The organism is Pseudomonas sp. LBUM1647, from assembly GCF_059716175.1.
The window spans coordinates 4845345-4869484 of sequence record NZ_CP166809.1 but is presented as its reverse complement, the minus strand read 5'-3'; the positions used below and the strand labels follow the sequence as shown (position 1 = coordinate 4869484).

General features: G+C 59.8%; 14 protein-coding genes. 8 read left to right on the top strand and 6 right to left on the bottom strand.

Features of this window, described 5'->3' with window-relative positions; translation table 11 throughout:
• Positions 1 to 169: 169 nt before the first annotated feature.
• Positions 170 to 2446 (top strand): bifunctional 23S rRNA (guanine(2069)-N(7))-methyltransferase RlmK/23S rRNA (guanine(2445)-N(2))-methyltransferase RlmL, encoded by a 2277-nt coding sequence (gene rlmKL / locus ACA059_RS22340; protein ID WP_497631038.1) that lies wholly within the window; start codon positions 170 to 172, stop codon positions 2444 to 2446.
• A 142-nt stretch (positions 2447 to 2588) separates the two neighbouring features.
• Positions 2589 to 4985 carry a sensor domain-containing diguanylate cyclase gene (locus ACA059_RS22335; protein ID WP_497631037.1) on the top strand — a complete coding sequence of 799 codons (2397 nt, stop codon included), beginning with the start codon at positions 2589 to 2591 and terminating at the stop codon, positions 4983 to 4985.
• A gap of 128 nt (positions 4986 to 5113) precedes the next feature.
• Here the strand turns inward: ACA059_RS22335 and dacB are convergent, their stop codons facing one another.
• Positions 5114 to 6574 (bottom strand): D-alanyl-D-alanine carboxypeptidase/D-alanyl-D-alanine endopeptidase, encoded by a 1461-nt coding sequence (gene dacB, locus ACA059_RS22330; RefSeq protein WP_497631036.1) that lies wholly within the window; start codon positions 6572 to 6574, stop codon positions 5114 to 5116.
• Positions 6575 to 6807: 233 nt separating this feature from the next.
• On the opposite strand from dacB, the gene ACA059_RS22325 reads away from it, so the two are divergent.
• On the top strand, positions 6808 to 7152 hold the full coding sequence (locus ACA059_RS22325) for a YggL family protein (RefSeq protein WP_007896965.1): 345 nt from the start codon (positions 6808 to 6810) through the stop codon (positions 7150 to 7152).
• A gap of 158 nt (positions 7153 to 7310) precedes the next feature.
• On the opposite strand, the gene ACA059_RS22320 is transcribed toward ACA059_RS22325, so the two are convergent.
• Entirely contained in the window at positions 7311 to 8501 is a 1191-nt protein-coding gene (locus tag ACA059_RS22320) for a benzoate/H(+) symporter BenE family transporter (protein ID WP_497631035.1), read from the bottom strand.
• 345 nt (positions 8502 to 8846) lie between these two features.
• On the opposite strand from ACA059_RS22320, the gene ACA059_RS22315 reads away from it, so the two are divergent.
• On the top strand, positions 8847 to 9611 hold the full coding sequence (locus tag ACA059_RS22315; RefSeq protein WP_129442830.1) for a GntR family transcriptional regulator: 765 nt from the start codon (positions 8847 to 8849) through the stop codon (positions 9609 to 9611).
• Positions 9612 to 9795: 184 nt separating this feature from the next.
• Here ACA059_RS22315 and guaD read toward each other — a convergent pair whose 3' ends face one another.
• The 4 genes from guaD to xdhA form a co-directional block, all read right to left on the bottom strand.
• Positions 9796 to 11100, bottom strand: a complete 1305-nt coding sequence (guaD, locus tag ACA059_RS22310; protein ID WP_497631034.1) for a guanine deaminase — start codon at positions 11098 to 11100, stop codon at positions 9796 to 9798.
• 8 nt (positions 11101 to 11108) lie between these two features.
• Complete coding sequence (gene xdhC, locus ACA059_RS22305) at positions 11109 to 11954, bottom strand: xanthine dehydrogenase accessory protein XdhC (RefSeq protein ID WP_497631033.1); 846 nt, start codon at positions 11952 to 11954, stop codon at positions 11109 to 11111.
• A 133-nt stretch (positions 11955 to 12087) separates the two neighbouring features.
• A complete protein-coding gene (gene xdhB, locus ACA059_RS22300) occupies positions 12088 to 14487 on the bottom strand; it encodes a xanthine dehydrogenase molybdopterin binding subunit (protein ID WP_497631032.1) in 2400 nt (799 codons plus the stop codon).
• Positions 14480 to 15934 (bottom strand): xanthine dehydrogenase small subunit, encoded by a 1455-nt coding sequence (xdhA, locus tag ACA059_RS22295; protein ID WP_497631031.1) that lies wholly within the window; start codon positions 15932 to 15934, stop codon positions 14480 to 14482. The genes xdhB and xdhA overlap by 8 nt, the downstream gene beginning before the upstream one ends.
• Before the next feature lie 266 nt (positions 15935 to 16200).
• Between xdhA and ACA059_RS22290 the strand changes: the two genes are divergently transcribed.
• The 4 genes from ACA059_RS22290 (at position 16201) to ligA (ending at position 23978) form a co-directional block, all read left to right on the top strand.
• Positions 16201 to 16860, top strand: coding sequence for a GntR family transcriptional regulator (locus ACA059_RS22290; protein ID WP_046047881.1), 660 nt, complete (start codon positions 16201 to 16203; stop codon positions 16858 to 16860).
• A 2-nt stretch (positions 16861 to 16862) separates the two neighbouring features.
• Complete coding sequence (smc, locus tag ACA059_RS22285) at positions 16863 to 20351, top strand: chromosome segregation protein SMC (RefSeq protein WP_497631030.1); 3489 nt, start codon at positions 16863 to 16865, stop codon at positions 20349 to 20351.
• 258 nt (positions 20352 to 20609) lie between these two features.
• Positions 20610 to 21464: a cell division protein ZipA gene (gene zipA, locus ACA059_RS22280; RefSeq protein WP_497631029.1), complete on the top strand. Its 855-nt coding sequence runs from the start codon at positions 20610 to 20612 to the stop codon at positions 21462 to 21464.
• Between the two features lie 156 nt (positions 21465 to 21620).
• On the top strand, positions 21621 to 23978 hold the full coding sequence (gene ligA / locus ACA059_RS22275) for an NAD-dependent DNA ligase LigA (protein WP_497631028.1): 2358 nt from the start codon (positions 21621 to 21623) through the stop codon (positions 23976 to 23978).
• Positions 23979 to 24140: the final 162 nt, after the last annotated feature.

Sequence of the window (24140 nt, the reverse complement as noted above, 5' to 3'; positions counted from 1 at the left end):
GCATCAACTTTTTTATCTGTCTTTGCATCTAAGCTCTTTTAACCCGAGCTTGCAGGGGTGGGACGGCACACCTTCGTGCCACGCGGGCGCTCTTTTAGAAAAGCGCCTGATTGAAAACCGGGCCGGCAATGCGTTGCCGGTTCACTTAGCTAAAGGCTCTGGAATTACCATGTCCGATCGTTTCGAACTCTTCCTCACTTGCCCAAAAGGCCTTGAAGGCCTGCTCATCGAGGAAGCCGTTGGGCTTGGCCTTGAAGAAGCGCGTGAGCACACCTCGGCTGTGCGCGGCATGGCCACCATGGAAACCGCTTATCGCCTGTGCCTGTGGTCGCGTCTGGCGAACCGGGTGCTGCTGGTGCTCAAGCGTTTCCCGATGAAGGACGCCGAAGACCTTTATCACGGCGTGCTGGATATCGAGTGGCAAGACCACATGCTCAACGACGGCACCCTGGCCGTCGAGTTCAGTGGTCACGGTTCGGGCATCGACAACACCCACTTCGGCGCGTTGAAAGTCAAGGACGCCATCGTCGACAAATTGCGCACGCCGCAGGGCGACCGTCCGTCCATCGACAAGCTCAACCCGGACCTGCGCATTCACCTGCGCCTGGACCGCGGCGAAGCGATCCTGTCCCTCGACCTCTCCGGCCACAGCTTGCATCAGCGCGGTTATCGCTTGCAGCAAGGCGCGGCGCCGCTGAAGGAAAACCTCGCGGCCGCGATCCTGATCCGTTCCGGCTGGCCACGCATTGCGGCCGATGGCGGCGCGCTGGCTGACCCGATGTGTGGTGTCGGTACGTTCCTCGTCGAAGCCGCGATGATCGCCGCCGACATGGCGCCGAACCTGCGTCGTGAGCAGTGGGGCTTCACCGCCTGGCTCGGTCACGTCCCGGCGCTATGGAAAAAGCTTCACGAAGAAGCTACCGAACGCGCCGCTGCCGGTCTGGCCAAGCCACCGCTGTGGATTCGCGGTTACGAAGCCGATCCGCGTCTGATTCAACCGGGCCGCAACAACGTTGAACGTGCCGGCCTGAGCGAGTGGATCAAGATCTACCAGGGCGAAGTCGGGACGTTTGAGCCACGTCCGGACCAGAACCAGAAAGGCCTGGTGATCTGCAACCCACCGTACGGCGAGCGTCTGGGTGACGAAGCGAGCTTGCTCTATCTCTACCAGAACCTCGGCGAACGTCTGCGTCAGGCTTGCTTGAACTGGGAAGCCGCGGTGTTCACCGGCGCCCCGGACCTGGGCAAGCGCATGGGCATCCGCAGCCACAAACAATATTCGTTCTGGAACGGCGCGTTGCCGTGCAAGTTGCTGCTGATCAAAGTCACGCCGGACCAGTTCGTCACCGGCGAACGTCGCACTCCGGAACAGCGTCAGGTCGAGCGTGAACAAGTTCAAGCCGAAGTCGAAGTCGCAGACAACGACGTAGCACCCGGCAAGTACGAGAAGTACAACAAGAACGGCAACCCGATCAAACCGGCACCGGTGGTGATCGAGCAGCCGCGCTTGAGCGAAGGCGGGCAGATGTTCGCCAACCGTCTGCAAAAGAACCTCAAGGCCCTCGGCAAGTGGGTCAAGCGTGAAGGCATCGACTGCTACCGCGTCTACGATGCCGACATGCCGGAATATTCCATGGCCATCGACCTGTATCAGGATTGGGTCCACGTCCAGGAATACGCCGCGCCAAAATCCATCGATCCGGAAAAAGCCTCGGCGCGCATGTTCGATGCCCTGGCCGCCATTCCGCAGGCCCTGAACATCGACAAGAGCCGCGTGGTGGTCAAGCGTCGCGAACGTCAGAGCGGCACCAAGCAGTACGAACGCCAAGCGGCACAGGGCAAGTTCGTCGAGGTCAACGAAGGCGGCGTGAAGCTGCTGGTGAACCTCACCGACTACCTCGACACCGGGCTGTTCCTCGATCACCGGCCAATGCGCATGCGGATTCAGAAAGAGGCAGCCGGCAAGCGCTTCCTCAACCTGTATAGCTACACCGCAACCGCCAGTGTTCACGCAGCCAAGGGCGGCGCGCGCAGCACCACTAGCGTCGACCTGTCGAAAACCTATCTGGACTGGGCGCGTCGCAACCTGTCGCTGAACGGTTTCTCCGAGAAGAACCGTCTGGAGCAGGGCGACGTGATGGCCTGGCTCGATGCCTGCCGTGATGAATACGACCTGATCTTCATCGATCCGCCGACGTTCTCCAACTCCAAGCGCATGGAAGGGATCTTCGACGTGCAGCGTGACCAGGTGCAATTGATCGACCTGGCCATGGCGCGTCTGGCCCCGGGCGGCGTGTTGTATTTCTCCAACAACTTCCGCAAGTTCCAGCTCGAGGAGAACCTCACCGAGCGTTACGCCGTAGAAGAAATCACTGCCCAGACCATCGATCCGGATTTCGCCCGTAATGGCAAGATCCACCGTGCCTGGAAAATCACGGCTCGTTGACACTTGAAGGGATTGGATCCACAGAGCCTTGATTTTTAAAGGCTCTTGGCTTCTTTCTGTGCTGGTCAAATTGATGGCTAATAGCTATAACTCAACGCATGGCCAATGGGCTTTCCCGCACCTGGCGTTTTGAGTTGCGTCTATGTCGTTGCACGCCGTGCGCCCGAAGATCCTGGGTTTTATCAGTGAAGATGTCTCGGCCTGGCTGATCGCGCTGCTGGTATTGGCTGTCGGCGGGATTCTCACGGGATTGCTGGCGTGGTCGACGCTGAATCTGTTCCACCATCAATTGCGGCAACGTTTCCAACTGCTGGCCAGTGAACGTTACAGCCGTATCGAAGAACGCTTCGAAGATCAGGAGCAGCGCCTCGATGGCCTGCGCCGGTTCTTTGCCAATTCCGATTCGGTCTCCCGCGCGGAGTTCGACGGTTACACCCAACCGCTGCTGCACCGGACTCAGGCGTACTCCTTTGCCAAGCGGGTAACCGGTGCCGAACGCGCGGTATTTGAACGCCAGATGCGTGCAGAGGGTTTACCCGACTTCACCCTGCGCGAACTCAATGCCGACGGCCAACTGCAACTGGCGGCCGAACGGGATGAGTACGTGGCGGTGCTGTATAGCCAGACCCAAAGCAAACTGGGTTCGCCGCTGGGCTACGACTTGTGGGCTCAACCCTTGCGCCGTTCCACCCTTGAACGGGCGGATCAGCACGGCGGCATGGCGGTATCGCAGCCGATGCATCTGGTCAGTATCGAACCGGCCTATGCGCGCGGCGTGCTGCTGGTCGCACCGGTGCTGCTGCGCAATAGTCCGGCTACGGGGGTGAAACCGTACGGTTATGTCATGGCCGTGATCAGCATGCGCCAGTTGCTCGCAGACGGGCTGCCGGAGGCCGGCCGTGACTACCTTTCGGTGCGCATACTCGACTTATCCACAGACGATCAGCACGAAGTGCTTTATGAGTCCCCCAACACGCCGGCCCCCAGTGAGTTGGCCGCGACCCGGCTGCTACGGCTTGCCGACCATGACTATCAAGTCGACATTCAGCCCAGCGATGCCTTCCTGCGAGCCAACCACTCTTCGGTGACCACTCTGGTGGTGCTGGGCGGCTTGCTCAGTCTGTTGCTCAGTGCCTTGCTCTATGTGCTGGTCAGTCAGCGTCAACGGGCGCTGAAAATGGTCGAGCAACGGACCCAGGAACTACACGCCCGCGAGCAGGAGTTGCGCGGCACCCATGGCCAGTTGCGCGGCGTGCTGAATGCCGCGACCCAAGTGGCAATCATCGCCACTGATCTGCGCGGGGTTATCCAAACCTTTAATGCCGGTGCCGAGCAAATGCTTGGCTACACCAGCGCCGAAGTGGTGGGCCACATGACCCTGGAAAACCTGCACCTGCCTCGAGAACTCCTGGCACGTTCGGCGGAGTTGAGCGCGCGTTATGGCAAACCGATTCCGACCTGCCAGGCGATGTTGGTCGAGGGCGGCGAGGAGGGCGGTCACGAAGCGCGGGAATGGACGCTGCTGCGTAGCGATGGCAGCCATTTGACGGTGAACATGCTGGCGACCCCGGTCCTCGACGAGCAAGGCTTGTGGGTCGGGCACCTGGCGATCTGTATCGACATCACTGAGCGCAAGCGGGTTCACGAGGCCCTGGCGGCACGGGACCTGTTGTTGAAGAAACTCAGCGCCCATGTGCCCGGCGGGATTTACCAATTCAAGATGGAGTTCGATGGGCGCTTCAGCGTGATCTACGCCAGCGACGGTATTCGCGAGATCTACGAACTTGAACCGGATGTGCTGTTGTTCAACGCCGAAGCGATTTTCACGCGGATTCATCCGCAGGACACCACCCGGGTCCGCGCTTCGATCCGGGCGTCGGCGGACACCCTCAGCCCTTGGCGCGAGGAGTACCGCGTGCAGCTGCCCCTGCGCGGCCTGCGTTGGGTTCGTGGCGAGGCGACGCCGGAGGAACTGCCCGGCGGCGGCGTGCTCTGGCACGGCTACATCTCGGACATCTCCGACTTGAAACGGGTGGAAGAAGAACTGCGGGCGCTATCGATCACCGACTCTCTGACCGGGATCCACAACCGCCGCTATTTCCAGGAACGCCTGACTACGGAAATGGCCCGGGTCGAACGCGGTGGCGGCGAACTGTCGGTGATCATGCTCGATATCGACCACTTCAAACGCATCAATGACCAGCATGGCCACGCGGTCGGCGATCGGGTGTTGCAGATCGTGTGCGAACGTATCGGCCATCGGTTGCGGCGCACCGACGTGTTCTGTCGCCTGGGTGGCGAAGAGTTCATGGTGCTGTGCCCGGATATCAACGGCGAGCATGCCCATGTCCTGGCCTTGCAGCTATGGCAAGGGTTGCGCAGTTCGCCGATCGAAGGCGTCGGGACAGTGACCGCCAGTTTCGGGATTGCCAGTTGGCGAGTCGGGGAGGGCGCGGATGCGCTGCTGCTGCGGGCGGATTCGGGGGTATATGCGGCGAAACTGGCAGGACGGGATCGGGTTGAAGGAGAGATGAACTAAGCCTGCCGGGAGATCTTGGGTGAATTGAAAAGATCGCAGCCTGCGGCAGCTCCTACAGGGTTATGTGTACACCTGTAGGAACTGCCGAAGGTTCGGGCCGCGTTCGGACGATCTTTTGATTTTAAAGGTTACAACACCGAAGCCGTTTCCGGCAGTTTCGGCTGGCGATACAGGTCCAGCAGCACCTGATCCAGCACCGACGACGCGCCAAACGGTGCCTTGTCGTTGAGGATCGCCACTACCGCCCAGGTATTGCCGTTGATGTCGCGGCTGAAGCCGGCAATCGCCCGCACGGTATTCAAGGTGCCGGTCTTGACGTGGGCTTCACCGCGCATCGCAGTAGTCTTCAGGCGTTTGCGCATGGTGCCGTCGGTGCCGGCAATCGGCATTGAGCTGATGAACTCGGCCGAATACGGGCTTTTCCAGGCCGCTTGCAGCATGCCGGCCATTTCACGCGCACTCACCCGTTCCGCACGGGACAGGCCGGAACCGTTTTCCATCACCAGGTGCGGCGCGGTGATGCCTTTCTTCGCCAGCCACTGACGCACGACACGCTGTGCAGCCTTGGCATCGTCACCGTCGGCCTCGGTGCGGAACTTCGCACCCAGGCTCAGGAACAGCTGCTGGGCCATGGTGTTGTTACTGTATTTGTTGATGTCGCGGATGATTTCCGCCAGGTCCGGTGAGAAGGCCCGAGCCAGGACCTTGGCATCTTTAGGTGTTGGCGCCAGACGGTCCACGCCCTGAATGCTACCGCCCAGTTCCTTCCAGATCGCTCGCACGGCACCCGCGGTGTAGGTCGCGTGGTCGAGCAGCGACAGGTAAGTCTGGGAACTGCAGCCCTCGCCCAACTGGCCGCCAACCGTCACGGTCACGCTGCCATCGGCCTGGGTCACCGGGTTGTAACGCACGCCACCGGTGCATTGCTTGGAGTTGACGGCTTTGACCTGGTTTTCGATGCGAATGGTGGCAATCGGCGGTTCAACCGACACAAGCACCCGGCCGTTGTCGTTGCGCGCCACAAAGCGCAGGGCCTTGAGGTTGACCATCAGCGCGTCAGGTTTGACCAGGAACGGCTTGTTATCGTCATTGCCGTCGTCGTTGAACTGCGGCAATTGCGGCTGTACGAAGAAATTGCGGTCCAGCACCAGGTCGCCGGTGATTTGCGTCACACCATTCGCGCGCAGGTCACGCATCAGCAACCAGAGCTTTTCCATGTTCAGCTTCGGATCGCCGCCACCCTTGAGGTAGAGGTTGCCGTTGAGGATGCCGCCGCTGAGCGTGCCGTCGGTGTAGAACTCGGTTTTCCACTGGTGGTTCGGGCCGAGCATTTCCAGCGCTGCGTAAGTGGTGACCAGTTTCATGGTCGAGGCCGGATTGACGGAGACGTCAGCGTTGAAAATGGTCGGGGTGCCAGGGCCGTTGAGCGGGATCATCACCAGCGACAGGGCGTTGTCCTGCATCTTGCTGGCCTTGAGGGCTTTTTCAACGTTGGGCGACAGCGCGGTGTTGATCGAAGCGGCGGAAACAGAGAAGGCCAGCGGGAGCAGAAAACCGGCCAGTAACAATGGACGCAAAGATTTGATCATGTGAAATAAAACCCTACAGCCGAGGGGGAAAAAGACGAGGGCATGAAGATAAATTCCCTCAGTGGTCATGAAAGTGTCGGCATTATGCCCCAAGGTGTAGCGGCTTGTGCCGTGCCCTGGCCTTCTAATCCGCTATTTTTTACCGACGGTAGGGCTTGCAGCCCAGAGAGACGGGCAATCGGCGCCTTAAACTGCTAAAGTGCCGCCCGTTATTACTTATGAGGATTGTTCCAATGGCGACTAACCGTTCCCAGCGTCTGCGCAAAAAACTGTGCGTCGATGAATTTCAAGAGCTGGGTTTCGAACTGAACCTGGATTTCAAAGAAGATTTGGCTGATGAAGCCATTGATGCTTTCCTCGACGCGTTCCTGAAAGAAGCCATGGAAGCCAACGGTCTGGGCTATGTTGGCGGCGACGACTTCGGTCTGGTTTGCCTGCAGAAGCGTGGCTCGGTGTCCGAAGAGCAGCGTGCCGCTGTTGAAGCCTGGCTCAAAGGCCGCAGCGAACTGACTGAAGCGACTGTCAGCCCGCTGATCGACGTCTGGTACCCGGAAAAGCCGATCAATCCGGTAGCTTGATGTTCTAAAAAACGGCGACCCAAGGGTCGCCGTTTTTTTTTGCGGAGATCGAAGGATCGCAGCCTCGTTTCACTCGACAGCTCCTACAGGGTGGACGCAATCGTTGTAAGAGCTGTGTAGGAGCTGTCGAGTGGAACGAGGCTGCGATCTTTTGCCTTTCAGGCCTTGCGCCAATTCAGAATCACCAACGTCAGCACCCCCGCCACAATCCCCCAGAACGCCGAACCGATGGAAAATAGCGTCAGCCCCGACGCCGTGACCATAAAGGTAATCAGCGCCGCTTCACGTTCCTTCACTTCGTTCATCGCAATGCTCAAGCCATTGATGATCGAGCCGAACAACGCGAGTGCCGCAATCGACAGCACCAATTCTTTCGGTAGCGCGGCAAACAGCGCCGCCAGTGTCGCGCCGAACACCCCGGCAATCCCGTAGAAAATCCCGCACCAGACGGCCGCCGTGTAGCGCTTGTTACGATCTTCATGGGCATGCGGCCCGGTGCAAATCGCCGCGCTGATGGCTGCCAGGTTGATCCCGTGGGAACCGAACGGCGCCAGCAGCAGCGAAGCGATGCCCGTGGTGGTGATCAACGGCGAGGCCGGCACGGTGTAACCGTCGGCGCGCAGCACGGCGATGCCGGGCATGTTCTGCGAGGTCATTGCCACGACAAACAGCGGAATGCCGATGCTGATGGTCGCGGCGAGGGAGAAGTGCGGCGTGGTCCAGACCGGCGTCGCCACTTCCAGATGAAAACCGCTGAAGTCCAGCAGGCCCATGAACCCTGACAGCGCCGTGCCGATCAACAGCGCGGCGAGTACGGCATAACGTGGCGACAGACGTTTGACCACCAGATAAGTGAAGAACATGCCCAATACCAGCGCGGTGCGATGCTGCGCGGCGACGAAGATTTCGCTGCCGATCTTGAACAGAATCCCCGCCAACAGCGCAGCGGCCAATGACGCCGGAATCTTTTTCACCAGCCGTTCGAAGCTGCCGGTCAGGCCACAAATCGTCACCAGCACCGCGCAGGTAATGTAGGCGCCAATGGCTTCGCCGTAGGTTACGCCGCCCAGACTGGTGATCAGCAACGCTGCGCCGGGTGTCGACCAGGCGATGGTGATCGGCGTGCGATAACGCAGGGACAGGCCAATCGAGCACACCGCCATGCCAATCGAAATCGCCCAGATCCACGAGGAAATCTGCCCGCTGGTCAGACCCGCCGCTTGCCCGGCCTGGAACATCAGCACCAGGGAACTGGTGTAGCCGGTCATCATCGCGATGAAGCCGGCGACGATCGCAGAAGGCGACGTATCGGAAAAAGGGCGGAGTTGCGTGTGCGTGACGTCGTTCATGACAGCGGTGTTCCTTTTTACGTATGAAGATGTTCCGAAGTGAAGTCTTCCAATGTAGGAGCTGTCGAGTGAAACGAGGCTGCGATCTTTTGATGTTGATTTTCTACGATCAAAAGATCGCAGCCTCGTTTTACTCGGCAGCTCCTACAGGATTCTGCGTTCAAGCCTAAACTCAAAAGTAACCAGTCGTTGCAATACAGCGGAAGTGACAAACAGCCGTACAGTCGTGTTGCCACCCTCCATTGTGTACAATCGCAGTGTTTTTTACGCGATACTTGCCAGCGACCCACTGTGCCGTATTACAGTCACGGTCAATTCGCCGCAGTTCTTCCGACTCGAGTGCCCATGAACGAACAGTTGCAACCCCTAAAGAAACAACCGCGAGCAGGCAAAGCCGGCCGCAGCGGTACCCAGGACGATATTGTCTATGCGCATATCTTCGAGGCCATCCTCGAACAGCGTCTGGCGCCCGGTACCAAGTTGAGCGAAGAAGCGCTGGGGGAAATTTTCGGGGTCAGTCGCACCATCATTCGCCGCGCGCTCTCGCGCCTGGCCCATGAAGGCGTCGTGCTGCTGCGTCCGAACCGTGGCGCTGTCGTCGCCAGCCCGAGTGTCGAAGAGGCTCGCCAGGTGTTCATGGCCCGGCGTCTGGTGGAGCGTGCGATCACTGAATTGGCGGTGCAGCACGCCACTGCCGAGCAGATTGCCGAGTTGCGCCAGATGGTCAACGACGAGCGCGACAGCTTCTCCCGTGGCGATCGCGGTGCCGGCATCCGTCTGTCGGGCGAGTTCCACTTGAAGTTGGCCGAAGCGGCGAAAAACGCGCCGCTGATCAGCTTCCAGCGCAGCCTGGTGTCCCAGACTTCGTTGATCATTGCCCAGTATGAAAGCGGCAATCGCTCCCACTGTTCCTACGATGAGCACACGCAGCTGATCGACGCCATCGAAGCGCGCAACGCTGAGCTGGCGGTGGACCTGATGATGCATCACATGGATCACATCGACAGCAAACTCAACCTCGACGAGGAAAGCGCGTCGGATGATTTGCATGCGGTGTTCTCGCATTTGTTGCAGACCAAAAAGCCAGGGCGGCCAGCGGTCAAGCTCTGATTGTTGGTTGTTGCTTGTTGAAAAGATCGCAGCCTCGTTTCACTCGATAGCTCCTACAGGGGTACGTTTTCCAATGTAGGAGCTGTCGAGTGAAACGAGGCTGCGATCTTTTGATCTTCTGACAGGCAATAAAAATCCCCCGGGGCTGCAGAGCTGCGGGGGATTTTTTTGTGCCCGAAAAAACCTAGCGCTGATGCACCTGATTCCCCGCCGCATACGTCTGCAACACCGTCCGGTCATCCCCCAGCGTCATCAACACAAACAACGTCTCGGCAATGTTATTGGTCTGCTTCAAGCGATAACTGAGCAGCGGTGTGGCGTTGTAGTCCAGCACCAGGAAGTCCGCATCAGTGCCCGGTTGCAGGGTGCCGATCTTGTTTTCCAGGCGCAGCGCGCGAGCGCCGCCGAGGGTGGCCAGGTACAGCGATTTGAACGGGCTCAGTCGCGCACCTTGCAGCTGCATGACCTTGTACGCTTCATTCAACGTTTGCAGCAGCGAGAAACTGGTGCCGCCACCGACGTCCGTACCGAGGCCGACATTCAATTTGTGCTTCTCGGCCATCGGCAGGTTGAACAGGCCGCTGCCGAGGAAGAAGTTCGACGTCGGGCAGAAGGCGATCGCCGAGCCGGTTTCCGCCAGTCGCGCGCACTCGTCATCGCACAGGTGCACGCCGTGGGCGAATACCGAACGTTCGCCGAGTAATTTGTAGTGGTCGTAGACGTCCAGGTAGCCTTTGCGCTCCGGGAACAGCTCCTTGACCCACTCGACTTCCTTGAGGTTTTCGCTGATGTGAGTCTGCATGTACACGTCTGGGAATTCGCTGAGTAACTGGCCGGCGAGGGTCAGCTGTTCCGGGGTGCTGGTCGGGGCGAAGCGCGGGGTGACCGCGTAGTGGAGGCGACCCTTGCCGTGCCAGCGTTCGATCAGCGCCTTGCTCTCGATATAGCTGGATTCGGCGGTGTCGGTCAGGTAGTCCGGCGCGTTGCGGTCCATCATCACCTTGCCGGCGATCATCCGCAGGTCCAGTTGTTCGGCGGCCTCGAAGAACGAATTCACCGACTGCGGGTGCACGCTGCCGAACACCAGCGCCGTGGTGGTGCCGTTGCGCAGCAGTTCCTTGATGAAGATGTCCGCGACTTGGTCAGCGTGAGCCTTGTCGGCGAACTGGCTTTCGCACGGGAAGGTGTAGGTGTTGAGCCAGTCCAGCAACTGCTCGCCGTAGGCGCCGACCATGCCGGTTTGCGGCAAGTGAATGTGGGTGTCGATGAAGCCTGGGGTGATCAGCGCGTCCTGATAATGGGTGATCTCGATGTCGGCCGGCAGGGTCGGCAGCAAGTCGCTGGCGTGACCAAGGGCGCTGATCTGGCCGTTATCAACCACCAGCAAGCCGTCTTCGAAATACTCATAAGAGGCTTCAATACCGACTTCGGCAGGATCAGCGATGCTGTGCAGAATGGCGGCGCGGTAGGCTTTGCGAGTCAGAGGCATAAAATTTCTCAATTCGTGGCTTGGCTGCGGCGTGAGGCAGGCAGCAGTTTGGCGATCGATGATCCGGCGCTGGCGGTGTGCTGGCCGAAATTGGCGTTATAGGTGGCGATGATTTCGCCGGCGATGGAGATGGCGATTTCCACAGGCAACTTGCCTTTGACTTCGCCGATGCCCATCGGGCAGCGCATGCGTTGCAGCACGGCGCTGTCGAAACCACGGTCACGCAAGCGGTGTTCGAACTTCACCCGTTTGGTCTTCGAACCGATCAGGCCGAAGTAGGCGAAGTCGTTGCGTTTGAGGATCGCGGCGGTGAGTTCGAGGTCGAGCTGATGATTGTGGGTCATGACGATGCAGTAGCTGCCGGCGGGCAGGTCATCGATTTCGTCCACCGGTTCTTCGCTGACGATTTTGCGTACGCCGTGGGGGATCTGTTCCGGGAATTCGGCTTCCCGCGAATCGATCCAGCGCACCCGGCAGGGCAGGCTGGCGAGCAGCGGCACCAGCGCCCGGCCGACGTGGCCGGCACCGAATACGGCGATCTGCGCCTGGACCTGGCCCATCGGTTCGAACAGCAACACCGTCACACCGCCGCAGCACTGACCCAGGCTGGCGCCGAGGCTGAAGCGCTCAAGGTGCGTGTCCTGCTTACCGCTGGCAAGCATCTCGCGGCCGATTTGCATGGCCTTGTATTCCAGATGCCCGCCACCGATGGTGTCGAAGGTCTGGTTGGCGCTGATGACCATCTTCGAACCGGCATTGCGCGGCGTTGAGCCGAGCTCTTCGATAATGGTCACCAACACGCAGGGTTCACCCTGGGATTGCAGGTCGGCGAGGGCGTCGATCCAGTTGTACATGTTTCACCTCGACATCTCTGTTGTCTGTTCGGGCCTCTTCGCGAGCAAGCCCGCTCCCACAGTTTGGAACGCATTCCCCTGTGGGAGCGGCGGTGCGACGATTCGACTTGCTCGCGAAGGCCGCGACGCGGTTTTAGAGCGAAGCTAACTCAGGCTCAGCCTCGACAGCCTTCGCCGCCTTCAACTGGCGCATCTGCTCACAGCCCCACAACACCCGCTCCGGCGTCGCCGGTGCGTCGATTTTCGGTTGATGCTTGTAGTCGCCAAGACTCGCAACGGCGTCCTTGATCGCACACCACGACGCGATACCCAGCATGAACGGCGGCTCGCCCACGGCCTTGGAATGGAAGACTGTGTCTTCCGGGTTTTTGCGGTTTTCCACCAGCTTCACCCGCAGGTCCAGCGGCATGTCCGCGACCGCCGGGATCTTGTAGCTGGCCGGGCCGTTGGTCATCAATTTGCCCTTGTTGTTCCACACCAGTTCTTCCATGGTCAGCCACCCCATGCCCTGGATGAAACCACCCTCGACCTGACCGATGTCGATCGCCGGGTTCAGTGAGTCGCCGACGTCGTGGAGGATGTCGGTACGCAGCATTTTGTACTCGCCGGTGAGGGTGTCGATGATCACCTCGCAGCACGCTGCGCCGAAGGCGTAGTAGTAGAACGGCCGGCCCCGCGCCTGGCTACGGTCGTAGAAGATTTTCGGGGTCTTGTAGAACCCGGTGCTCGACAACGACACCTGAGCGAAATACGCCTGCTGGATCAGCGATTCAAAGGTCAGGATGTGATCGCGAACCCGCACGTGACCGTTGTGAAATTCCACGTCTTCTTCGCTGACCTTGTACTGCCTCGCGGCAAATTCAACCAGGCGCTTCTTGATGATTTCAGCGGCGTTCTGCGCGGCTTTACCGTTCAGGTCGGCACCGCTGGACGCGGCGGTCGGCGAGGTGTTCGGCACCTTGTCGGTGTTGGTCGCGGTGATCTGCACGCGGTCCATTTCCACCTGGAACACTTCGGCCACGACCTGCGCGACTTTGGTGTTCAGGCCCTGGCCCATTTCGGTGCCGCCATGGTTGAGGTGGATGCTGCCGTCGGTGTAGATGTGGATCAGCGCACCGGCCTGATTGAGGAAGCTGGCAGTGAAGGAAATACCGAATTTCACCGGGGTCAACGCCAGGCCTTTTTTCAGGATCGGGCTGTTGGCGTTGTAGCGACGGATCGCTTCGCGACGCTCGGCGTACTGGCTGCTTGCTTCGAGTTCGGCGGTCATTTCCTCGAGCATGTTGTGCTCGACGGTCTGGTAGTAATGGGTAACGTTGCGCTCGGTCTTGCCGTAATAGTTGGCCTTGCGCACCGCCAGCGGATCGAGGGCCAGATGGCGGGCGATGGCGTCCATTACTTCTTCGATGGCGACCATCCCTTGCGGGCCGCCGAAGCCCCGGTAAGCGGTATTCGACGCGGTGTTGGTTTTGCAGCGATGACCATTGATGGTCGCGTCGCCCAGGTAGTACGAGTTGTCGGCGTGGAACATCGCGCGGTCGACAATCGACGCCGAGAGGTCCGGCGAGCAACCGCAGTTACCAGCCAGTTCCAGGGCAATACCGTGCAGCCGACCGGTGCTGTCGAAGCCCACGTCGTACTCGACATAGAACGGGTGACGCTTGCCGGTCATCAGCATGTCTTCGACCCGCGGCAGGCGCATTTTGGTCGGCTGGCCGGTGAGGTGCGCGATCACTGCGCACAGGCACGCCGGGCTCGCGGCCTGGGTTTCCTTGCCGCCGAAACCACCGCCCATGCGGCGCATGTCTACGACGATTTTGTTCATCGACACATCGAGCACTTCGGCCACCAGTTTCTGCACTTCGGTGGGGTTCTGCGTCGAGCAGTAGACGATCATGCCGCCGTCTTCAGTCGGCATAACTGAAGAGATCTGGGTTTCCAGATAGAAGTGTTCCTGGCCACCGATGTGCAACGTGCCCTGGATACGATGCTCAGCAGTCGCCAGCGCGTTGGCCGAATCTCCGCGCTGATGCGTGTGGCTGTCGAGCACAAAGTGGCGTTTTCGAAGTGCTTCGACCACGTCCAGCACCGGCTCCAGATCGTCGTATTCGATGATCGCGGCCATCGCGGCTTTGCGTGCGGTTTCCAGGTCCTTCGCCGCAACGGCGAGCACCACTTGACCGACGAACTGCACGTCGTCGATGGCCAGCAACGGGTCACCCGGCAGCAATGGGCCGATGTCTTTCAGGCCCGGCACGTCTTTGTGGGTGATAGCGATGCGCACGCCGTCGAAGGCGTAACAAGGTTTGGTGTCGATGCTGATGATTTTTGCGTGGGCGCGGTCCGACAGGCGTGCGTAAACATGCAACTGGTTTGGAAATTCCAGCCGGTCGTCGATGTACTGCGCTTCACCGGACACGTGCTTGGCGGCGCTGTCGTGCTTGACGCTACGGCCGACACCGGTGGTCAGGTCCTTGGCGAACAGTTCAGCCAATTCGGCCTGGGTCTTCTCTACGGCGTGATGATTAGACATAAGCGGTCACCCGAGTCTCGATGTGCGGTGTTTGCAGTTCGATGAAGTATTTACGCAACAGGTTCTGGGCGCTGAGCAGGCGGTATTCCTTGCTGGCGCGGAAGTCCGAGAGCGGCGTGAAATCTTCGGCCAGCGCAGCGCAGGCGCGTTCGACGGTGTCGTTGTTCCAGGTGGCACCGAGCAATACAGTTTCGCAGGCCTTGGCGCGTTTTGGCGTTGCCGCCATGCCGCCGAAGGCGACGCGGGCGTCGGCGATCACGCCGTTGTCGATGCGCAGGTTGAACGCGGCACAGACAGCGGAAATGTCATCGTCCAGACGTTTCGATACTTTGTAGGCGCGGAACAGTTGTTCGGCGCTGGCACGCGGCACGATGATCTTTTCGATGAACTCGCTTTCCTGACGCGCGGTAACCCGGTAATCGATGAAGTAATCTTCCAGCGCCATCGTGCGGCGGACTTCGCCTTTGCACAGGACAATCTGCGCGCCGAGTGCAATCAGCAGGGGCGGGGAGTCACCGATGGGTGAAGCGTTGCCGATGTTGCCGCCGAGGGTGCCCTGGTTGCGGATCTGCAGGGAGGCAAAGCGTTGCAGCAATTCGCCGAAGTCCGGGTACTCGGCTTTCAAGGCCTCATAGCAATCGGAGAGGGCGGTGGCGGCGCCGATTTCCAGGCGATCGTCGAAACGCTCGATGCGCTTCATCTCGGCGACGTTGCCGACGTAGATCATCACCGGCAGGGTGCGGTGGAACTGCGTGACTTCCAGCGCCAGATCCGTGCCGCCGGCCAGCAGGCGAGCCTGTGGATAAGCGTCATAGAGGTCAGCCAGATCGGCGACGGTCAGCGGCACCAGGCAGCGCTTGTCGCCACTGTTGAGTTCGCCGATGTCGGTGGGGGCGATGGCTTTAAGGCGAGCGATGGTGTCGGCTTCACGGGCGTCGAACTGGTCCGTTTGCTTGCCGCAGCAGGATTGTTCGGCAGCCGCCAGAATCGGCCGATAGCCGGTGCAGCGGCAGAGGTTGCCGGCCAGCGCCTCGTGGGCTTTATGAGCATCCGGTTGATCGCTGTTCTTTTGCAGCGCGAACAGCGACATCACAAAGCCAGGCGTGCAGAAACCGCATTGCGAGCCGTGGCATTCGACCATGGCTTTCTGCACGCTGTGCAGTTCGCCTTGGTGCTTGAGGTCTTCAACGCTGATCAATTGTTTGCCGTGCAGTGACGAAACGAATGTCAGGCACGAGTTGAGGCTGCGATAGCGAATGTGTTCGCGGCCATCGTCATCCGTTTGCAGCTCGCCAACCACCACGGTGCAGGCGCCGCAGTCACCGCTGGCGCAGCCTTCTTTGGTGCCGGGTTTGCCCACATGGTCGCGCAGATAATTGAGCACGGTCAGGTTTGGGTCCAGGGCGTGCTCGCTACGGAGTTCCTGGTTAAGTAAAAACTGGATCACGGAAGGCCTCGCAGACTCATTATTGTTGTTAACCGACTTGAACCGAATTTATCAGGTCTGACTTTGCGGTCAATGATTTTCTGACTTAAAGGTCAGGAAATAGCATTTTGTCGATCAACGACTCGTTCCTTCATTATTGACCCTTACGGGATAGCCTGCTTTTTGCTGGATTCGTGCCAAAAACCGCCGAGTGGGCACTCCGCCATGACCCTTCATGTGCGCTACACTGCGCCGCTTGTGCAAATCGAAGAGTTTGAAGGACAACCATGACGTTCAAGGCGCCGGACAGCCTCGCCGAGCAAATTGCTCACCACCTCGCCGAACGCATCATTCGTGGCGAAATGAAGCCCGGGGAGCGCATCCAGGAACAGAAGGTCACGCTGGCCCTCAATGTCAGCCGCGGTTCGGTCCGTGAAGCCTTGCTGATCCTCGAGCGCCGCCACCTGATCGCGATCCTGCCGCGACGCGGCGCCCACGTAACCGAACTCACGGTTCACAAGGTCCAGAGCCTGTGCACGCTGATGAGCGAGCTTTACATTCTGCTGGGCAATGCAGTGGCCAGCGGCTGGCAAGTCCAGGCCGATATGGCGCCGTTCGTGCAAATCCAGCAGCGTCTGACCGCCAGCTACGAGCGTCAGGACATTCGCACCTTTGTCGACGACAGCTTCAGTGTGATGCGCGCCGCGTATCCGTTCGCCAACAACCCGTACTTGCAGGAAACCGTCGAGAATCTGCAGCCGGCCATGAGCCGCGCGTATTTCCTCGCCCTGGAACAGCGCAAGGCCTCGATGAGCGAGTTCCTCGAACTGTTCGAACGCTTGCTCGCCGCCGTGCTGGCCCGTGATTTTCCGCAGATCCGCATTGTGCTGACGGCGTATGCCCAGCGCAGCAGTGATCTGGTGGTTTCTGCCCTGACGGACGCTTAAGCGTGCGGCTAAAGTGCATCAAGCTGGCGGGGTTCAAATCCTTCGTCGACCCGACCACGGTGAACTTCCCCAGTAACATGGCGGCGGTGGTCGGGCCCAATGGTTGCGGCAAGTCGAACATCATCGACGCCGTCCGCTGGGTGATGGGCGAGAGTTCGGCCAAGAACCTGCGCGGCGAGTCGATGACCGACGTCATCTTCAACGGCTCCACCAGCCGCAAACCGGTGAGCCAGGCCAGCATCGAGCTGGTGTTCGATAACTCCGACGGCACCCTGCTCGGCGAATACGCGGCCTATGCGGAAATTTCCATTCGCCGCAAAGTGACTCGCGACAGCCAGACCACCTACTACCTCAACGGCACCAAATGCCGCCGTCGCGATATCACCGACATCTTTTTGGGCACAGGCCTGGGCCCGCGCAGCTACTCGATTATCGAGCAGGGGATGATCTCCAAGCTGATCGAGTCCAAGCCCGAAGACCTGCGTAACTTCATCGAAGAAGCCGCGGGCATTTCCAAGTACAAGGAGCGCCGGCGCGAGACTGAAAACCGCATCCGCCGCACCCACGAAAACCTGGCCCGCCTGACCGACCTGCGCGAAGAACTCGAGCGTCAGCTTGAACGCTTGTACCGCCAGGCCGAGGCCGCCAAGAAGTATCAGGAATACAAGGGCGAGGAGCGTCAGCTCAAGGCCCAACTGTCGGCGCTGCGCTGGCAGGCGTTGAACGAGCAGGTCGGTCAGCGCGAAGCAATCATCGGCAATCAGGAAGTTACCTTCGAAGCGCTGGTGGCCGAGCAGCGCAACGCCGATGCGGCTATCGAACGCTTCCGGGACGGGCACCACGACCTGTCCGAACGCTTCAATCTGGTGCAGGGGCGCTTCTATTCGGTCGGCGGCGACATTGCCCGGGTCGAGCAGAGCATCCAGCACGGTCAGCAACGCCTACGCCAGCTGCAGGACGATCTGAAAGAAGCCGAGCGTGCGCGTCTGGAAACCGAGTCTCACTTGGGTCATGACCGCACCTTGCTGCTGACCCTGGGCGAAGAGCTGGACATGCTCACCCCCGAACAGGAAGTCACCAGCGCCGCCGCCGAAGAAGCTGCCGCCGCGCTGGAAGAATCCGAAACCACCATGCACGCCTGGCAAGAGCAATGGGACACCTTCAACCTGACGGCCGCCGAGCCGCGTCGCCAGTCCGAAGTTCAGCAGTCGCGCATCCAGCAGCTGGAAACCAGCATGGAGCGACTGGCCGATCGTCAGAAGCGTCTCGGCGAAGAGCGCGCGTTGCTCTCGGCAGACCCGGAAGACGCGGCGATCATGGAACTCAGCGAGCAATTGGCCGCGAGTGAAGCGACCCTCGAAGACTTGCAGGCCAGCGAAGAAGCCCAGGTCGAACGCCTTGAGCAACTGCGTCAGGAATTGCAATTAGCGCTGCAAAATCAGCAGCAGGCTCAGGGCGATTTGCAGCGTCTGAACGGTCGCCTCGCCTCCCTTGAAGCCTTGCAACAAGCCGCACTCGATCCGGGCACCGGCACCGCTGAATGGCTGCGCGAACAACATTTGGCGGACCGTCCGCGTCTGGCCGAAGGTCTGAAAGTCGAAGCCGGTTGGGAGCTGGCGGTGGAAACCGTGCTCGGCGCCGACCTGCAAGCGGTGCTGGTGGATGACTTCGGCGATTTCGATCTGGCCGGTTTTGCCCAAGGCGATTTGCGCTTGCTCAGCCCTGCCACTGATGGCGTGCGCGTGCCCGGCAGCTTGCTCGATAAAGTTGAAGCGCAGATCGATCTGGCGCCGTGGCTGGGGCAGGTTAAACCGGTCGACAGTCTTGAACAGGCTTTGGCCTTGCGTGGTCAATTGGCGGCCGGCGAAAGTCTGATCAGCCGCGACGGTTACTGGGTCGGTCGGCACTTCTTGCGCGTGCGCCGGGCCAGCGAAGCGGAAAGCGGTGTGCTGGCTCGTGGTCAGGAAATCCAGCGTCTGGGCCTTGAGCGCGAAGAGCGCGAAGCCACGGTCGAAACCCTGGAAACCCAACTTCAAAATCTCAGGGCGCAGCAGCGTCAGCAGGAAAACGGTCGCGAACATCTGCGTCGTTTGCTGCAAGACGAAGCGCGTCAGCAAGGTGAACTGAAAGCGCAATTGTCCGCCGGTAAAGCCAAGGCCGAACAACTGACCCTGCGCCGTACACGACTGGACGAAGAGCTCACCGAGCTGGCTGAGCAACGCGCTCTGGAACACGAAAATATCGGCGAGGCGCGTCTGCAATTGCAGGAAGCCCTCGACAGCATGGCGCTGGACACCGAGCAGCGCGAGTTGCTGCTGGCTCAGCGCGACAGCTTGCGCGAGCGACTCGATCGGGTGCGGCAGGAAGCCCGGCAGCACAAGGATCACGCCCATCAACTGGCGGTGCGTCTGGGTTCGCTCAAGGCGCAACACGACTCGACGCGTCAGGCGCTGGAACGTCTGGAAATGCAGTCCGAGCGCCTGACCGAGAAGCGCGAACAGCTCAGCCTCAATCTGGAGGAGGGCGAGGCGCCGCTGGAAGAGTTGCGCCTCAAACTCGAAGAGTTGCTCGACAAACGCATGACCGTCGACGAAGAACTCAAGACTGCGCAGATCGCTCTTGAAGACGCTGACCGTGAATTGCGTGATGCGGAAAAACGTCGCAACCAGGCCGAGCAGCAATCGCAATTGATTCGCGGCCAGATGGAAACCCAGCGCATGGAATGGCAGGCCCTGACCGTGCGCCGCAAGGCGCTCGAAGATCAGTTGCTTGAAGACGGCTACGACCTTCATGGCGTACTCGCCACGCTCGTGGCCGAGGCCAACGAGAAAGACGCCGAAGAAGAACTCGAGCGCATTGCCGCGCGGATTCAGCGCCTCGGTGCGATCAACCTGGCGGCCATCGACGAATACCAGCAACAATCCGAGCGTAAACGTTATCTGGATGCGCAGAACGACGATTTGGTCGAGGCGCTGGATACGCTCGAGAACGTGATTCGCAAGATCGACAAGGAAACCCGAAACCGCTTCAAAGATACCTTTGATCAGATCAATGGCGGTTTACAGGCCCTTTTCCCAAAAGTTTTCGGTGGAGGACGCGCCTATTTGGAACTGACGGGCGAAGATCTACTCGATACAGGGGTAACGATCATGGCGCAGCCGCCAGGAAAGAAGAACAGCACCATCCATTTGCTCTCCGGTGGCGAAAAAGCCCTGACGGCCTTGGCTCTGGTTTTTGCCATCTTCAAGTTGAATCCGGCGCCGTTCTGCATGCTCGATGAAGTTGACGCGCCATTGGATGACGCTAACGTTGGACGCTACGCACGACTGGTCAAAGAGATGTCGCAGACGGTGCAGTTCATCTATATCACCCACAACAAGATCGCCATGGAAATGGCCGAGCAACTGATGGGGGTGACGATGCACGAACCGGGTTGCTCGCGTTTGGTGGCAGTGGATGTCGAGGAGGCGATGGCGATGGTGGATGCCTGAGTCGGCGCTTGTAGGAGAGGTATTTTTGAGTTGTAGGACTTATTTACCTGCCCTGACTTGCTGGCCAATCGACATATTCGCGCAAGCCATTGTGACAGACGGTGTAAAGTTGCCTTTGGTCGTGCTAGTTTAATGTCAATTTTTCGTATACGTGGGCAAAACGCCTGTCAGAACATAGAGTTGGCGCCACGTTTTAAAGCGGTTTACGAGTTGTAAACCTCTTATTTTTCAGCATTTTTTATAGAGGCACGGGATTACATGGAAATCGGTCTGCGCGAGTGGCTGATCGTCATCGGCATTATTGTCATTGCCGGTATTCTTTTCGATGGCTGGCGTCGCATGCGCGGCGGCAAGGGGAAACTGAAATTCCGTCTCGACCGAAGTTTGTCCAACTTGCCGGAAGAGGACACCAGCGCCGAGCTGTTGGGCCCGCCCCGCGTGCTGGATACGCATAAAGAACCGCAACTGGACGAGCACGATCTGCCGTCGGTGAGCATGCCTGCCCGTGAGTCGCGTGAGTCGGGTTCCAAGCGCGGCAAGCGTGGCCATGGCGAGCCTTCCCAGGGCGACATGAACCTCAGTCTGGATCTGGACGGCGGCCCGAGCTTCAGCAGCCGTGACGACGATTTCCCGGATGACACCAAGGCTTCGAGTTCGGCCAGCGACAAGGAACAACCGCAAGCCGAAGAAGTGCTGGTGATCAGCGTGATCTGCCGCGACGCCGCCGGCTTCAAAGGGCCGGCGCTGTTGCAGAACATTCTGGAAAGCGGTCTGCGTTTCGGCGAGATGGACATCTTCCACCGCCACGAAAGCATGGCCGGCAACGGCGAAGTCCTGTTCTCGATGGCCAATGCGGTCAAGCCGGGCGTCTTCGATCTGGACGACATCGACCACTTCAGCACGCCGGCAGTGAGTTTCTTCCTCGGCCTGCCAGGCCCGCGTCATCCGAAGCAAGCCTTCGATGTGATGGTGGCCGCGGCGCGTAAACTGTCTCAGGAGCTGAACGGCGAACTGAAAGACGACCAGCGCAGCGTGCTGACTGCCCAGACGATTGAGCATTACCGTCAGCGCATCGTTGAGTTTGAACGTCGCGCCCTGACCCAGAAGCGCTAAGGTCAAAACATCGCAGCCTCGTTTCACTCGACAGCTCCTACAGAAAATCACTTCGCCTGTAGGAGCTGTCGAGTGAAACGAGGCTGCGATCTCTTGATCTGGATGAAATGAGATTGAGCAGCCACGGCTGCTCTTTTGCTTTATGAGAGAACACCCATGACCGCCGCCAAAAACCGCATTCTAGAGCTGCGCGCTGAGCTGGATCAGCACAACTATCGCTACCACGTGCTGGACGAGCCGAGCATTCCGGACGCCGAATACGATCGGTTGTTCCACGAGCTCAAGGCCCTCGAAGCGGCCCATCCCGAACTGATCACCAGCGACTCGCCGACCCAGCGTGTTGGCAGCGCGGCGCTGTCGGCGTTCACTCAGGTGCGTCACGAAGTACCGATGCTCAGCCTCGGCAACGCCTTCGAAGAAACCGACATGCGCGAGTTCGATCGTCGGGTAACCGAAGGGCTGGATCTGCCGGTTGGCGATTTGTTTGGCGGCGGCGCGGCGGTGGAATACAGCTGTGAACCGAAGCTCGATGGCCTGGCGGTCAGCTTGCTGTATCAGGACGGCGTGCTGGTGCGCGGCGCGACTCGTGGCGATGGCACCACCGGCGAAGACATCAGCGTCAACGTCCGTACCGTGCGCAACATTCCGCTCAAGTTGCACGGCACTGGCTGGCCCGCGACCCTGGAAGTGCGCGGCGAAGTGTTCATGTCCAAGGCCGGTTTCGAACGCCTCAACGCCACGCAGCTGGAAGTCGGCGGCAAGACCTTCGCCAATCCGCGCAACGCGGCGGCCGGCAGCTTGCGCCAGCTCGATTCGAAGATCACCGCCAACCGTCCGCTGGAGTTCTGCTGCTATGGCATCGGTCAGATTTCGGCCGATATTGCTGATACGCACATTGGCAATCTGCAGCAACTCAAAGCCTGGGGCATGCCGATCAGTCATGAGTTGAAACTGGCTCACGGCATTGATGAATGCCTGGATTATTACCGTGACATCGGTGAGCGCCGAAATTCGCTGCCCTACGAAATCGACGGCGTGGTGTTCAAGGTCAACAGCATTGCCTCTCAGCGTGAGCTGGGCTTCCGTGCTCGTGAACCGCGCTGGGCGATCGCGCACAAATTCCCGGCCATGGAAGAACTCACTGAATTGCTCGACGTGGAGTTCCAGGTCGGTCGTACCGGTGCGGTGACGCCCGTGGCGCGCTTGAAACCGGTCAAGGTCGCCGGTGTGACCGTGGCCAACGCGACGCTGCACAACATGGACGAAGTGGCGCGTCTGGGCCTGATGATTGGCGACACCGTGATCATTCGCCGCGCGGGCGACGTGATTCCGCAGGTGGTGCAGGTGGTCATGGAGCGTCGTCCGGACAACGCACGACCAGTACAGATTCCCGAGAAGTGCCCGGTCTGTGGCTCGCATGTCGAGCGCACGCAACTGGTCAAGCGCAGCAAAGGTCGCGAGACCGTCAGTGAAGGCGCGGTGTACCGCTGCGTCGGTCGTCTGGCCTGCGGTGCGCAACTCAAGCAGGCAATCATTCACTTCGTCTCCCGTCGCGCCATGGACATTGAAGGCCTGGGCGAGAAGAGCGTCGAGCAGTTAGTGGATGAAGGTCTGGTAAATTCGCCGGCCGATCTTTACGCGCTGACGTTCGAGCAAATCGTCGATCTGGAAGGCTTTGCCGAACTGTCGAGCAAGAACCTGCTCAGCGCCATCGAAGACAGCAAGAAGCCGAGCCTGGCACGCTTCATCTACGCCCTCGGAATTCCCGATGTCGGCGAAGAGACGGCGAAGGTGCTGGCGCGTTCTCTCGGCTCGCTGGAGCGGGTTCAGCAGGCGTTGCCGCAAGTGCTCACGTATTTGCCGGACGTTGGCCTGGAAGTGGCTCACGAGATTCACAGCTTCTTTGAAGATGCGCATAACCAGCAGGTGATCAAGGACCTGCTCAAGCACGGCCTGCAGATTCAGGATCAGGGTGAGCTGGGTGCCGAGTTTGCCGCCAGCACCACGCTGGGCGGTTTCCTCGACAAGTTGCATATTCCTTCGGTCGGGCCGGGTGGGGCGCAGAAACTGGCGGACAAGTTTGGTTCGCTTGAAGGGGTTTTCAGCGCCGACTGGCTGGATATGCGTCAGGCGCTGCCGGAGAAACAGGCCACTTCGGTTCGGGAGTTTTTTGCGGTTGCGCAAAATCGCCAAATTGCTGAAGCCGCCGAGAAACAGCTGCGCGATTTCGGCATGCACTGGCAGAGCGAGAAGAAAGTCGTTGAAGGCTTGCCGCTGGCCGGGCAGACCTGGGTGCTGACCGGTTCGCTGGAGTTGATGAGCCGCGACATCGCCAAGGACAAACTTGAAAGCCTCGGTGCCAAGGTAGCGGGCTCGGTGTCGGCCAAGACTCATTGTGTGGTCGCTGGGCCGGGTGCCGGCTCGAAGTTGGCAAAGGCTAATGAGCTGGGGTTGAAGGTTTTGGATGAAGAGGCGTTTGTCGAATTTCTGAGTAAGCACGGCATCAACGTTTAAGGTCGCCAAGATCGCCGCCTCGTTTCACTCGACAGCTCCTACATTGAAATGCATATCCTCTGTAGGAGCTGTCGAGTGAAATGAGGCTGCGATCTTTTGGTTTTGCCCACGCAAAAACGCGGGAACGATCACGGCGCGGGAATGATCTAGTCTTGGCAAGCC